At 57.7% G+C, this 15,331-nt stretch carries 7 protein-coding genes; 2 read left to right on the plus strand and 5 right to left on the minus strand.

The genetic code is table 11. The features are described 5' to 3' along the window. Positions 1-13 precede the first annotated feature (13 nt). The 5 genes from D3P09_RS16860 to D3P09_RS16880 all read right to left on the minus strand — a co-directional run bounded on the left by D3P09_RS16860 (position 14) and on the right by D3P09_RS16880 (position 14,523). Positions 14-6,631 carry a non-ribosomal peptide synthetase gene (locus D3P09_RS16860; RefSeq protein ID WP_120112324.1) on the minus strand — a complete coding sequence of 2,206 codons (6,618 nt, stop codon included), beginning with the start codon at positions 6,629-6,631 and terminating at the stop codon, positions 14-16. Continuing rightward, on the minus strand, positions 6,628-12,180 hold the full coding sequence (locus tag D3P09_RS16865; RefSeq protein ID WP_243644247.1) for a type I polyketide synthase: 5,553 nt from the start codon (positions 12,178-12,180) through the stop codon (positions 6,628-6,630). Before D3P09_RS16865 ends, D3P09_RS16860 begins: the two co-directional genes overlap by 4 nt. Before the next feature lie 21 nt (positions 12,181-12,201). After that, positions 12,202-13,149, minus strand: coding sequence for an NAD-dependent epimerase/dehydratase family protein (locus D3P09_RS16870; protein WP_165867475.1), 948 nt, complete (start codon positions 13,147-13,149; stop codon positions 12,202-12,204). Between the two features lie 253 nt (positions 13,150-13,402). After that, positions 13,403-13,879 (minus strand): DUF4188 domain-containing protein, encoded by a 477-nt coding sequence (locus D3P09_RS16875; RefSeq protein WP_120112328.1) that lies wholly within the window; start codon positions 13,877-13,879, stop codon positions 13,403-13,405. Between the two features lie 8 nt (positions 13,880-13,887). Next, positions 13,888-14,523, minus strand: coding sequence for a TetR/AcrR family transcriptional regulator (locus D3P09_RS16880; protein ID WP_424452448.1), 636 nt, complete (start codon positions 14,521-14,523; stop codon positions 13,888-13,890). 533 nt (positions 14,524-15,056) lie between these two features. Between D3P09_RS16880 and D3P09_RS27740 the strand changes: the two genes are divergently transcribed. Next, entirely contained in the window at positions 15,057-15,194 is a 138-nt protein-coding gene (locus D3P09_RS27740; protein WP_165867476.1) for an RNA polymerase sigma factor, read from the plus strand. After that, the gene (locus D3P09_RS28345) at positions 15,191-15,316 is read left to right on the plus strand and encodes a hypothetical protein (RefSeq protein ID WP_279387133.1); all 126 of its coding nucleotides are present in this window, start codon (positions 15,191-15,193) and stop codon (positions 15,314-15,316) included. Before D3P09_RS27740 ends, D3P09_RS28345 begins: the two co-directional genes overlap by 4 nt. Positions 15,317-15,331: the final 15 nt, after the last annotated feature.

Below are 15,331 nucleotides of genomic sequence, written 5' to 3' on the forward strand. Positions count from 1 at the left end.
CGGTTCTCTCCAATCATGAAAGGGATGCGACAGGCTGTTCGTCCCAAGTCCTCATGCGCGCCGCAAGCCCTGCGATGGTCGGCTGCTCGAACAATACCCGAAGCGGCTGCGGACAGCCGGTATCGGCCTGAAGCCTGACCATCAGTCTGACCGCCAGCAAGGAGTCACCGCCAAGCTCGAAGAAGTTGTCGAACACACTTACCGACTCCAGGTTCAGCAGCTCCCTCCAGATCGAGGCAATCCGCTCCTCCATCTCCGTTCGCGGAGGGACGGCCTCTGCCGAGCAGGCAATCTCCGCGAGCTCCACGACAGGCAGCTCCTTGCGGTTCACCTTTCCGTTCGCCGTCAGCGGGAGCGCATCCAGTACCATAAAGTAGGACGGAATCATGTAGTCAGGTAGTTTATTCGCCAGATAGCCGCGAATCTCCTCTTGATCCATCGCCCCGTCCTGATGCAGCACCAAGTAAGCTGCCAGCCTCTGCCGGTTGCCCTCTCCCGCCACTGTCGCAACTGCCTCTCGAATATGCGGATGCTGCGCAAGCGCCGCTTCAATCTCCCCGAGCTCTATACGGTAGCCCTGTATTTTGACCTGGAAGTCCTCTCTACCCATAAATTCAATATTGCCGTCCGGCAGCCATCTGCCCAAATCACCGGTCCGGTAGAGGCGCTCTCCGGTTCGCGGATGAACCACGAAGCTGGCCGCAGTCTTCTCCTCGTCTCCGTAATAGCCTTGGGCGAGGCCGGTTCCTCCGATGTATAGCTGACCTGATACCCACGTCGGGCACGGTTCCATTGCCTCATTCAGCACATGCATGGTCTGGTTGCGCATCGCCTTGCCGTACGGAATGCTGGACCAGGCTGGATCGACCTCACCGATCGGGTATAGGATCGACCAGATGGAAGCCTCCGTCGCTCCGCCCAAGCTTATCAGCTCCACATCCTCGCATAATGCGCGAATCGCATCCGGCAGGGCAAGCGGAATCCAATCGCCGCTCATCAGTACAAGGCGCAGCGACTTATTAAGCCGCTCGCGCTGGCTTGAGGCGAATTCGACCAGCATATTCATTAAAGCCGGCACCGAGTTCCAGATCGTCACCCGTTCCTTGCGCATCATATAGAGCCAATGCGCAGGATCCTTGCGATGCTCCGAATCCGGAATTATGATCGTGCCTCCCGCAGCGAGCGTCCCGAACAGGTCATAGACAGAGAGATCGAAGCTAAGCGCAGACAGAGCAAGTACCCGATCGGAGCTGGACATGCTGAATCGCTCATTCATGTCCAGCACCGTATTGACCGCGCCAAGGTGGTGGATCATAACGCCTTTCGGCTTGCCGGTCGAGCCGGATGTGTAGATGACATAAGCCAGATCCTCCGGCCGCTGCAACGACTCCAGCGGACCATCCTGCAGCCCTGCGAGCCCGTCATAATCCAATGCAACCATGACCATATCCTCACCGAGCCAATCGAGCTTCGCCTCCAGCCATGGCTGGGTCAGCACGATACCAACCTGCCCTTGCTGAAGCAGATATTGCATGCGCTCCTTCGGCGTATCCGGATCAATCGGCAAGTAGGCTGCTCCCGACTTCAGCACGGCAAGCACAGCCGCCGCCTGCTCCCAGCCCTTCTCCATCACCACGGCAACAAGCCGGTTAGGGGCTGCCCCGTTCTTGCGAAGCTGGCGGGCATATCTGCTGCTTACCCGGTTCAGCTCGCCATAGGTTATCTCGAACTCAGAGGTCGCAATAGCCGCTTGCTTCGGATCCCGGCGAGCTTGCTCGCAGAACAGCTCATGCAGCAACGGGTTAGTCTTACAGCTTGAGGCAGCCCTATCCGAGTAAGCCTCCTCTGCTGGCATAGCATCGGAAACAGCAGCCAAATCGCTAGACTCCACCGCGGTATCGGAGACTGCCGCTATAACCGCTTGCCCCTCTTGGCTGGCGCCTGACGCAGCCTCTCTGCCGGCGCGAATAACCCAGCCTTCATGCCAGACATCATCTTCGTTCGCGAGCCGATGCAGCAAGCCGAAATAAGCGGCGAACATCTCCTCCAGCATGCCCTCCGGGAATAACTCGCGGACGACATCCCAGTTGCAGTACAGCACCTTCTCGTCTTCCCATACGCCGCAATCGAGCCATACCTGAGACGTCTGGGTAATACTGTAGAATGGCTTCAGATCAAAGCCGCTGCTTGCGCGGTCCGGAATCGGAAGCGTAAGCGCGCTTGTAAAGACAACAGGCATGAGCGCCCGGGTCACGCCGCCCTGTGCGCGGCTCAGCTCGCGCAGCACATGAACGCCGCTCACATGATGATGCTCCAGATCGTTCCACAGCTTCTGCTGTGTCTTGCCCGCCCGGTCAACGAAGCTGATGCCGGCGGCATGATCGATCTCCAGCAGCGTCAGGGACGTGAACTCGCCCACAATATCATGAACCTGCGGGTGAATCTGCAGCCGGTTCAAGAAGGTCAGGTTCAAGCAGAAGCTATGGTTCTTGCTCCAAGCAGCCAGCACTTCGGCGTAAGCCGACAGCAGCACCCCGGAAGCGGTCAGACCCATGCGGGTAGCCTTGGCTTTCAAGCGGCTCCATACATCAGGGTCCAGCCGGTTGTGCAAGCGGGAGAAGTACGGGTTCTTGAGCGAGCCCGGACTTTTTGCCATCGGAAGCTCGGGAGCCGGCGGCAAGGAAGGAATCCGTTCCTTCCAGTAGGCGAGCGAGCGCAAATAAGCGTCCGTCTCCTTCATTCGTGCCTCCGCATGCACGTAATCCCGGAATGTCAGCTCCAGCTCCGGCAATTCAGCCTCCGGATTCTGATGAAGCTTAGACAGCTCCTTCAGCAGAATGACATAGCTCCAAGCGTCGAATATTAATGCATCTGAACTGAGATGGATGCGGGCCCTGCTATGGTCAAGCAACGTGAGGCGCAGGTCAAAGACCGGCCATCGGTCCGTCTCCAGCATCTGATGAGACATGCTCTCCCGCAGCGCCGCCAGCGCGGATTCCGTTGACTCTGCCGAATGGCCTCGCAAGTCAAGCACGGTAATCTCATACTCAGGCACCTGCTCCAGTACCTGCTGCATGCCGTCTTCCGTCACAATGGCGCGCAGCATATCGTGGCGCTGCACCAGCCGATTCCATGCCAGCTGGAACCGGGCAGGATCGATGTGCTCAACCTCCAGTTCGTCATAGCTGTGCGTCGACACATTGCCCATCTCGAACGCTTCATTGCGCCCGATCCAATAAGCCTGCTGCACTTCCGTCAGCGGGAAAGGATCATGTCTTCCTTCGGGATCCTTCTGAAGCTCCGGCAAGGCCTGCACCGCCTCCTGATAGTATTGCTGCTGACCGCTCTTCTCCGCGATAACTGCAGCCAGCTCCGCAATGGTTGGCGCTTGGAACAGCACCTGCAGCGTCAAGTCCACCCGGAACGCCTCGCGGATCGAAGCGATCAATTGAATCGCAAGGAGTGAATGGCCTCCGTTAACGAAGAAATCGGAGTGAATTCCCATGCGTCTCACCTGGAACAGCTCCGCCCATACGCAAGCCAGCTTCTCTTCAATAAGCGTGCGGGGCGCCGCATAGGAGCCGTCATCCTCCGACTGCAAGGTCGGAGCAGGCAAGGCGGCTCGGTCGATCTTCCCGTTCGCCGTCAGAGGAAGCTCCTCCATGACGACGAAGGAAGCCGGCACCATGTAATCCGGCAAGCTTAGCTTGACAGCGCTCCGGAGCCTGTCCGTATTGATGCTCATGCCCGTCTCGGGAACGACCCAAGCCGCCAGCATCCGGTTCTCCCAGACTTGCACGACACATTCCTTGACCGATGAGTCACGGATAAGCGCCGTCTCGATCTCTCCCAGCTCAATCCGGTAGCCGCGCAGCTTCACCTGATTGTCCATGCGGTCCAGCAGCTCGATATTCCCATCCGGGAGGTACTTCGCCCTATCCCCCGTCCGATAGACCAGCATTCCCTCATGTCCGGGAATCGGATGCGGAATGAAGCGTTCCGCCGTCAGAGCGGGGCGGTTCCAGTAGCCGCGGGCCAAGCCGCGTCCTCCAATATAGAGCTCACCCGGCACGCCGACAGGAACAGGCTGCTGATCCGCATCCAGCACATAAGCCTGCTGGTTCGGAAAAGGCCTTCCGATCGGGATAAGCTGATTCGGCGACATCGAGGCAGCATCGCCTTCAAAATATGTACTGTCGATGGTCGCTTCCGTCAGACCGTAAGAATTGATCAGGCGTGTATCCGGCCCGCAGAAACGTCTGTAGTGCTTATACTCATGTACGTACCACCGGTCCGAGCCGATACACAGCACACGCATGAAATCCAGCTTTTGCCCCGTTGTCTCCAAGTAACGGATCAAATTCCGGAATACCGCAGGCACGAACTCGGCGGCATCGACCCGCTCCTTCTTCATCAGCTCAAGCAGGCGGGGAGCGTCCAGCATCGTATCCTTCTTGAGCAGCACAAGCTTGGCTCCGGAGCATAACGCCCTGACCCAATCTCCTGTGAAGACATCAAAAGAAAAGCTTGCCAGCTGCAAGTGAACTTTCGCATCCGTCTTCAGCCGGTACGCCTCTTCCCAGCCAAAATAAGCGTTCACAAGGCTTGCATGGCTTACCATTGTTCCTTTCGGCTGGCCCGTCGTTCCCGACGTGTAGATCAGATAAGCCAAATCCTCATCCTTAGTGTCCGGCTGAGTCAGCCGTCTTGTCTCCTCTCCCGGTGTTGCCGTCTGCTCCGCATCAAGCAGGAATAGGGCTAACCCGCCTCCAGCAAATCTGTCTGCGAGAACTTGCTGCGTCAGCATAACAGACAGCTGGGCATCCTCCACCATGTAGGCAATTCGCTCTGCCGGATAATCGGGGTCGACGGGCACATAGGCACCGCCTGCCTTCAGAATCGCCAGCACGCCTGCAATCATGTCCAGAGACCGCTCGACGCATATGCCGACGCGGGATCCCTGGGCGATGCCCATTTCCTGGAGTTTCAGCGCAATGCCATTCGCCCGCACGTCCAACTCCCTGTACGTGAGCGACTCGCCTTCCATCGTGACAGCTGTGCCATTCGGAAGCCTTGCAGCCTGGCGTTCGAACAAATGATGGATCGCCGCAACCCGCTCATACGGCCTGGATGTGCGATTCCAATCTGTCAGCATCCGCTCCCGCTCCGCTGCCCCGAGCAGCGGCAATTCAGCGATACGGCAGCTCTCGCCGCCCGCGACCGCCTCCGCCAGCACTTGGAAGTGCTCCGCCATGCGGACGATGCGGTCGCGGTCGTACAGGTCTGTATTATATTCAAATATGCAAGTAGGGCCGTCCGGACCTTCGAAAATATCAAGGGATAAATCAAATTTGGATGTGCCGCCGTCTATAGCTTCATATGTAATGGAACGATCCCCTGTCCGGATAGGCGGAAGGGCGTTCTGGTAGGTGAACAATACTTGGAACAATGGATTATGGCTCAAGTTTCGATCCGGCTTTATCGCTTCGACCAGCCGGTCGAACGGCACGTCCTGATTCTCGTAAGCGCTCAATGCTGTCTTGCGCACCTCGCCGAGCAGATCGGCAAAGGTCTGATCGCCGGAGATGCCCGTCCGCAGCGGCAGCGTATTGACGAATACGCCGATTGCATGCTCGGTATGAGGCAGATGGCGGCCGGAGATCGGAAACCCTACGATAATATCGGATACGCCCGTATAGCGGTAAAGCAGCACCTTGAACAGCGACAGCAAGGTCATGAACAGCGTAGCCTCATGCTCCCGGCTATAGCTCTTCAGCGCATCATACAGCTCTCGCGGCAGCACCAGCGTATGCATCGACCCGCGGAAGGTCTGCACCGGTGGTCTAGGCCTGTCTGCCGGCAGCTCCAGAACGGGAAGCCCGCCTGCCAGATGGTCCTTCCAATAGGCAAGTTGCCGCTGCTGCAGCTCCTGGCTCGCCCGCTCCCGCTGGGCATATACATAATCCGCATATTGGGTTGCCGGCTGAGGAAGCGCCGACAGTTCGCCTCCCGATAACAGCGTGTCATAGATGGATGACAGCTCCCGAATGAATACGCCAAGCGACCAGCCGTCGAATATGATGTGATGCATGGTGAACACGAGCCGGTATTCCTGGTCCTCCAGCCGGATAAGCGTCGCCCACCAGAGCGGTCCGATTCTAAGATCGCATGGACGCTGCACATCATTACTCACGATCCGCTCCGCCTCCGCAAGCCGCACTTCCTCCGGCCATGTCCGAAGATCGACGGAGCGCAGCGTTACCTTAGGCGAAGGCGCTACGATCTGTACGGGTCTGCCTTCATCGCCAAGACGGAACGATGTACGAAGCACTTCATGCCTGCGCGTCATCTCCATTAAGCTCTCCGACAACAGCCCTTCCTCCCACTCTCCGAAGAGCCGGAAGGCGGAAGGAATATTGTAGAACGGGCTGTGCGGGTCCAGCTCCTGCAGGAACCACAGGCGCTGCTGCGTGAAGGAGAGCGGGATCGCTTCTCCCGTCCGCGCTCTTGCCGGAGCAGGCTCTGCCGCTTCCGCTGCCTCCCCGGCTTTCTTTTTCTTAATCGCTTCCAGCAATTGAAGCCTCTTCTCGGGCGGCAACGCTGCCAGCTTGTCCGTCAACTTCTCATTCATTCCATAGGCCCCCTGCCGGCTGCAACCTCTTGAAGCAGGGCTTCCACCTCTTCCAATGAGAGGGAATCTGCTTCCGATAGCAGCTCCTTCAAATCTGCATCCAACTCCTTCATTTCGTCCGCCAGCTGAGAGAGGAGCATAGCTGTCAGCTGCGACACGCTTGAGCCTTTCAGCAATTCGACGACGGCGACGCTCGTGCCCAAATTCGATTCAATCCGATTCTTCATCTCAATGGCCATCATCGAATCCAGACCCCAGATGCTAAGCGGCTGTTCAGGCGACAGCTGCGACCGGTTGATTCGCAGAATGCCCGATACCGCTTCCATCAAATACTCCTCCAGCAAACGGTACCGCTCATCGGCGACGGAAGCCCCTTCGAGCCGGCTCCGTATACCGGCTTGTCCATCGTGCCTGCCCCCTGCTTGCCTGTCCTCCCCGGTCTGTGCCGACAGGCGTTCCAGCATGATCGGGGCGATTCCCATCGGGAAGTTCTTCTCCGCTACAACCGGCCAGTCGGCAGCCAGCACCGTCGCCTGGGAGAGCCTCTGGCCGAGCAGATGCTCCATTGCCTCCAGGCCTTGCGTATTGCTCATCGGGTAAAAGCCCCGATTGCCGAAGAACTCAACCAGATCGAGCTGAGTAGCCATGCCAATCTCGCCCCATGGCCCCCAGTTGATGCTGAGCCCCGGCAAGCCAAGCGATCGCCGATGATGCGCCAGCGCGTCGAGAAAGGCGTTGCCCGCCGAATAGTTCGCCTGCCCCGGCGATACGACCACCGATGCCAGCGATGAGAACAGGACGAAGAAATCGAGAGGCGCGTCCGCGAACTGGCGATGCAGATTCCACGCCCCCGCGACCTTCGGCCGCAGCACATCGCTGAATTGCCCTTTCGTCATCTGAACGAGCAGCTGCGGCTCCGCCACGCCGGCTGCATGGATGATTCCGCGCACCTCAGGCCAACCCTCCAGCTCATACGTCTGCATGAACTCGGCGAGCTGCCCGGCATCGGCAACGTCCAGCGCAGCTACATGCACCGACGCTCCCATCGCTTCCAGCTCGCGTACCGCCGCAATGCGCTTGGCCGCTGGCGCATGATCCCGCTGCGCAGCCTTCCATTGCGCGCGCGGCGGCAGCTGCTCGCGGCCGGCCAAAATAATCCGGCGCGCCCCGCGCTCCACCATCCACTTCGCGACAAGCTGGCCGAGGCCGCCGAAGCCGCCTGTAATCAAGTAGCTGCCGTCGGGACGCAGCTTCGCCGGAATCCTCGCCATTGGAGCGCATTCCTGGAGCCTTGCGATATATCTCTCTCCGCCCCGGAAGGCCACTTGATCCTCGCCGTCCGAGCGGAACATTTCCTCCACCAGCATATCCATGCAGAGCTTCTCCGTATCGATAATCCCGCCCCATATATCCTGATGCTCCTGATGCCCAAGCGTCCTCGCCAGCCCCCATAGCATTGACTGATGGATCGCAAGACCGCGGACGCCAGGCTGAACAGGCTGGCTGTCGCTTGTCACGAGCCACAGCTTCGGCTTCCTTCGCCAGCTGCGCGCGGCAACGGCCTGCACCAGATGCATGACCGCAATGACCCCCTGCCGCTCTGCCTCCAGCAGCTCCGCTTGATTCGCTTCTTCTCCATGGTCCGCATTCAAGCTCCATAGATGGATAACACCGCGAATGTCCGCTTCTTCGCCCGCGCATACCGATTCCAGAAGGCGAATAAAATCGTCAGGCGATGCCGGATTAACTCCGTATTGGCCAAGCGGCTCATCAGCCCGGTACTCTACCTCCGGGTATATCCGAATACAAGCCGCGCCTCGTCCGGCAAGCTCGCCGGCAAGCTTCTCTCCAGCACCATGCCGGTCCATGAACAGCAGCCAGCGTTCACCCGATTGCTGATCTTCTATTGCCTCGGACGGAAGCCGTTCCTGACGTACCCAGTTCAGCTCGTACAGCCCTTGCGGCTTATTCAGAGCAGCCGATTCGTCCCGCAGCGAGACGGCGCGGCAGCCTTGAATATCCAGAATAAGATTGCCCTCTCCATCCATCAGCCGGATGTCGCCAAGCAGTCCGGAAGCATCCTGCTCCGAGATCGCGGCATGAATCCACATCTCATCCGAGAGCCGGCGATAGACATGGCCCCGCGCAACTCCGACCGGCATGTATACCGACGAAGCTTGCGGATCAATCGGCAGCGCGGCCGCCATAACCTGGAAGCATACATCGAGCACGGCGGGATGCACCCGGTAGTCGGGCAGCTCCGCCGACAGACTGTTCGGCACTTGTACTCTAGCCAGCGCTTCGCTGCGGCCTTGCCATAATTGGCTAATCCCCTGGAACGTTACGCCATACTGAAGTCCCATTGTTTTGAAATGGCTGTAACAATCCTCGCGGGCGATTTCATTCCCGCAGCGTTCCCGCAACAACTGCAAACTAACGGCCTGCTCTTCGCTATAGTAAGGCCGGACGGAGCCCTCCGCATGGAGTGTCCACTCCGTGTCATCCCGGCTGCTGAATATGCTGAATCGGGAGGCTTCGGGATCGACTGTCAGGCGAAGCTTGACCGTCTCTCCCTCCCCGATAAAGAGAGCCTTTTTGAATGCGATTGATTCGGTGTGAAGGACGCCCGCTTCCTCGCCGTACAGCTCCTTCGTCGCAGCAAGCCCCATCTCGACATAACCCGCTCCCGGAAATACAACCGCATTCTGAATGCGGTGGTCGTCCAGAAATGGAAGGCGGCGGGTATCCAGCTCCACCTCCCATGTAGGGAAAGGCGACGGCAGCCTGCGTCCGAGCAGCGGATGGGAAGGCACCCCGATCCGGTCCTGCTCCGATAATGCCGATTCATGCCAATAGCGCTGGCGCTGCCAAGGATAAGACGGGTAGGGGACAAACGGCTTCTTGCCTGGGTACAGGGCGTCCCAGTTAATCTCGTAGCCGAACTCGTACAGCAGGCCGAGCGACTCCAGCACCGTTCTCCGCTCCGAGGCGCCGCGCTTCAAAGAAGGAATGGTGTGGCCCGTCCGGCCAAGCTTCATCAGCAATTCCGAGATCGAGCTCGACAATACGGGATGAGGTCCGATCTCGACGAATACGCCGTAACCGTCGCGAATCATGTCCTGTACGGCTGAGGCGAAGCAGACGGGCTCGCGCACATTCCGCCACCAATAGTCCGCATGAAGCTCCGTGCCTTCGATCCGGCGGCCTGTAGCCGTGCTATAGAGCGGAATAGCCGTCTGCGTCAGCTCCAGATCGCGAAGCACTTCCAGCAGCTCGGCCTGTAGAGGCTCCATGTAATGGCTGTGGTACGGAACGCTGACATGCAGGTACTTGCAGAAGATGCCCTCCGACTCCAGCTTGTCCGTCAACGACTTAAGGGCCTCCGGTTCTCCGACCAGCGTCACTGCGCTAGGGCTGTTAATCGCAGCGATGGATACCTCTCCCTCGGCACGAGCCAGCCTCCGCTCCGCTTCCTCCAGCGAAAGCCCAACGGCGGCCATCTTGCCTTGCCCCGTCGTCTTCTGCTGCAAGCGGCTGCGATGATAGATGACCCGCACAGCCTCCTCAAGCGACATCGCGCCTGCGATATAAGCAGCCGCTACTTCTCCTGCGCTGTGGCCGACAATCGCTTCCGGCGTAATGCCCCAAGATTGCCACAGCTCAGCCAGCGCCACCTGTATGGCAAAGTTGGCTGGCTGGGCCACCTCGGTCTCGCCCATGCGCGACTCCGCTTCCTTCGCCGTCATAGCATCCAGCAGCGACCACCCGGCATGCGCCGCAAACAGCCGGTCGCACTTCTCGATTGCCGCGCGGAAGACGGGCTCGTCACCGAGCAATTGGCGGCCCATCGCCCACCATTGCGGGCCCATGCCGGTGAAGACGAACGCAAGCGGCGGCAACGCCGCAGCCGTGCCATCCCGGTTCAGCCCGCGCTGCTCCGAGACGGCATCACGCTGGGCAATGGACTCCAGCAGTTCTGTCCATTCCTTCTTGGTTCCCGCTACTGCTGCAGCACGAACACCATGATGGTCGCGGCGTCTCGCCAGCATATAGCCGGTATCCTGCAGGGATGCCGCTCCCGCATCGCGCTCCAGCCTCGAACTCATCGCCATGGCGAAGGTCCGCAGCGCCTCCTCGCTTCGGGCAGACAGAGGCAGCAGCATATCCCGCTCCTCCTCTCCTCCGCCCTGACGCTGAATGCCGCCAAGACTCGGCGCTTCCTGCACAATGACATGGGCGTTCGTGCCGCCGAAGCCGAATGAGTTCACGCCGGCCAGTCGCGGCCCGTGCGCCTCCGGCCAATCGGTCAGCTGCTGCGGAACTTGCAGCTTCAGCTCGTCGAACCGGATATTCTCGTTCGCTTCAATCAGATGCAGATGCGGCGGAATCTGGCGATGCTTAAGGCAAAGGACCGCCTTGATCAAGCCTGCTACGCCGGCAGCCGCTTCGGTGTGGCCGATATTCGTCTTCACGGAGCCGATGAAGCAAGGCTTGCCGTCCTCCCTTCCTTCAGACAGGAACGCGCCCAGCGCATTCGCCTCGATCGGGTCTCCGACCGGCGTGCCGGTGCCATGGGCTTCGACATACTGTACATCAGCCGGGTGCACGCCGGCCCTTCGGTATACTTCCTCCATAAGCGCGCGCTGGGCTTCTCCGCGCGGAACGGTAATGCCGGAGCTGTGGCCGTCCTGGTTCACGCCTGTTCCTCTAATGACGGCATGAATCGGATCGCCGTCCTGAATCGCCTTTGACAGCGGCTTCAATACGATGATTCCGGCTCCCTCGCCGCGTACATAACCATTCGCCCGCGAATCGAACGCCTTGGATCGGCCATCCGGGGACAGCATGCCCGCCTTTGATTCGGCAATGAAGTAATCCGGCTTCAGCATGACATTGACCCCGCCTGCAAGCGCCATCGAGCTCTCCCCGTTCCACAAGCTCTGGCACGCCAGATGGACGGCTACCAGAGAGGAGGAGCATGCCGTATCCAGCGAAATGCTAGGACCGCGGAAGTCGAAGAGATAAGAGATTCGGTTCGCCAGCAGCGTCATCATCGCTCCGGTCGCCGTATGCGAATCTACTAGATGCCGGTTGCTCTCTGAAAATTGCAGAAGCTTGTAGTCCAGCGTGAAACCGCCCATAAAGACGCCGGTATCGGAACCCTTCAGCCTCTCGGCCGCCTGTCCCCCGTTCTCCAGCGCCTCCCAGCATACCTCCAGCAGCAGGCGCTGCTGCGGGTCCATAAGCGATGCCTCGCGGGGCGAAATTCCGAAGAAGGACGCATCAAAGCGGTCGACCTGCTCCAGAAAGCCTCCCCACTGCGTATTGGTCTTGCCTGGCTTCGATCGGTCCGGATCGTAATAGGACGCTTTGCTCCAACGATCCTGAGGAACATCTGTAATGCCGTCAACGCCCCTCTGCAAGATGTTCCAGAAGGCTTCGGGATTGCTCGCTCCTCCGGGGAAGCGGCAACCCATGCCAATGATTGCAATCGGTTCTTTTGCATGCTGCAACTCGTTGATGCCCATGGCTTGTTCCTGTCTGTTCACCCGACCCTCACCTCTTGTTTTCTATGAAATTTTTTGTTGATCCGATAGACTCTGATACCAGGCCATCGTCTCGGCAACGGCTTGCTCATGAGGTGTCGTATCCTTGCCGAACATTTTCTCATATTTGCTCGTGTTGACAACTAGCGGCTCCTCGAACAAGTAGAGCATTTCCTTGATTTCTCTCATATTCGCATTGAATAAGGAGAGCAGCGATACGAATGCCTTCGGCGCGACGCGGAACCTCGGCTCCCTGCCCGCCATGGAATAAACCATCGAGACCATCTGCCTTGTCGTTAGCGTCTCGGACGCCGGGATATGCCAGATATGGCCAAGCGATGCTTGAGATTGTCCCAGCTTCACCAGTCCCTTGGCAAAGTCGCGGATGTATATATAAGTGTGAGGAGCGTCAATGTTGCCCAGCACCTCGGCCGGCTTGCCCTCAAGCGCTGCCCGGAAGACACGTTCTCCCAAGGCGGAATCCAGCACGCCCGGACCGAAGAAATCCGGGGCGCGGCCGATCGCGGCCCGCAGCTTGCCGCTGCGATGAGCGGTCAGAAGCCTGTTGGCCATCTGGGCTCTTGTGATGCCTTTGCGCCCGTCGGCCCTGTTCGGAAGATCTTCTGTCAGGTCGCGCCTCGTAACGCCGTACATGTATAAATTGTCGGCATAGACCACAATCGCCTTCTCGTTCTCTGCCGCTTCGATAATGCCGTCCATAATGGGCGGGAACATCTCGGGCCAGGCCGTATACGGCGCTTTGGCGCAGTGGTAGATGACGGACGCCCCGCGGCAAGCCGCTGCGAATTCAACCGAGCTCGTCGCATCCCCTTTCATGACCTGTACGGAACTGGGTACATTGGCATGTCCGCTTCGATTCACCATGCGTACCTTTTTGCCCTGAAACAGCAACTCCTCCATAACCGCCATGCCGAGAGGCCCGGTACCAATGACTACATGAAGTTCATCCATCTCCTCACTCATTCCCCTTCCTAATATGGAGTCTACAACCTACGATGCTAATTATACCCATTTTGAGAATCGCAGTAAATATCTTTAGTCAAGTAAATTTTATTAATTGTGTTCACTTATTTACGCACATACCCAAAACCATCGGTCCGCTCAAAAAAAGCAAGCAGACAGCGGGTTTGACCCGTCTGCCTGCTTGCTTCAGCTTGGCAATCGCTATAATACATTCACGTGCTGTCTAGAGTTCCTATGCCTGCTACTGCTCTCTGCCAAGCCTTTCTCTTGCCGTATCCTTGCTTGCCACAATCGGCTGATGAGTGCCTGCCTTGGCCAGGCCGTATATAGGCATATTGTTGTACATGGCTTCATAGCCGCCCGCGCGCACCTCATATGTCTCATGGTAGATTCCGACGCTGCCGCTTGCTCCGACCTTCCGGTGGAAGTTGCGCCAGGCTTTCAGATGCTTCTGCCCATGCCTCGCGTAATGCTCCAATTGGTCAAAGGAACGCCAGTACTGAATAACCGTCAGGCCGCGCCAGGAGAAGTGGAAGCTGGAATGCAAGAAGCCCAGCTCCTTGTTCGTGTACAGCTCCTGCAGCATGGGGCTCATCGCAAGCGTCACCGGCAGCCACTTGTGAATGGCCCATATCCGGTTAATCCGCACGCCAATGAGGAAGACAACAAAGTCTCCTTCCATCTCCGCGGTATGCCTTCCGGGAAAAATGCCGGCCATCGTCGCTTCTACCCTTTCTCCAGCAGCTGCAAATGAATCTCGTAGAACCCGATAATATCGGTAGAAGCATATTGCTGTGCCGTCAGGAAAGAGCCGTAGAAGATCGTGAACAGCACCTTGACCGCGCGGTCCAGCGAGATCCCTTCCTTCAAGGTCCCGTTCTTCTCCGCATATTCCATGCTGGTATGAAAGATCTTGTATAAATCAGGCGTAGAGCTGCCGATCTCCTCATGATCAGGGAAGAGCAGACACACCTCGGCTTCGGTTAACTCCTGCAAGTGGGGATGCATCCGCATCTCCGCCAGGAACGAGATCAGACTCGGCAGAATGCCCGGCGTCACCTTCGTCTGCTCGGCCACCTTATACAGCAAATGCCGGATCGCATCGAAGCCCATCTTCTTCTCCTGCTCGATCTCGATAATCCGCTCTGTCAGCCAGACACGCATGAAATAGACGAGCACATCTTCCTTCTTCGGAAAAAACTTAAAAAACGTAACACGCGACACTTCGGCCTGTCGACAAATGTCTTCCAGCATCACTTCATGGAACATTTTGTCTTCCATTAAGGACAGGCTAGCTTCATATAAAGCAATCTTGGCTCTAGCCTTCTTGATCTCCCTCAATGAAATATCCGCTATAACCACGAGCATCATCCTCATTTTTTCGTTAACTCATGTCAATAACTTTACTTACGATAAATATTATTGTCAACATTTATTCCAAACTTTAACAAGATTGCCGCCATTCAATAGACATCAAACCACATGCGGCACACTCTTTCTTTTGCAGCAAACGGCTCTTGAACGATTTCTCCCATCATACCATTCCGGCAGGTCCATCCGATACGTCGTCTCGTCTCATTCCTATCGCTTATTCTTGTCGGCTTTTGTCGAACGCAGACATGTAGATTTATCGCGGATTTTTGCATACACTCGAGTAGGCTGCCGTAGGCATTATTCGCCGATTTTCTCCATGCAGCCGCAGCTTTGGGGCTGCCGTTTTTATTATATTTTTTTGTGTCTATTTGGCTTTCAGGCCGTCTAATAGAAGAACGATGCTGCGGAGATGCGGGAGAGGTGATGGTTTGCAGCGGCAACTTCACCGTACGGATACAGCAGAAGGAACAAGCGATCTTGGTTCATCGCATCCTGCATGCGCTGCCGGAGTCTTATAGGAAGTGTTCACGCTGAAGGTATTCGGTGAGCTCACCTTTCGGGAAATTGCGGGGCTGTTCGGCAAAACCGAGTCTTGGGCGAAAATGACCTATTATCGCGCAAAAGAACGAATCATAACGGAAATGGAGGAGCATCGATGAGCACATCTTGCCGCATTGTGTATGGCCTGCTGCCGCTTTGTGTCGATGAGGCATGCTCCGTAACAAGCAGGGCTATGTGGAGAAACATCTGGCAGCTGCCCGTCATGCCGGAAGAAATATGAGGCAATGGCGAGCAG

It is taken from the genome of Paenibacillus pinisoli, assembly GCF_003605435.1.
GTDB classification, from domain to species: domain Bacteria; phylum Bacillota; class Bacilli; order Paenibacillales; family Paenibacillaceae; genus Pristimantibacillus; species Pristimantibacillus pinisoli.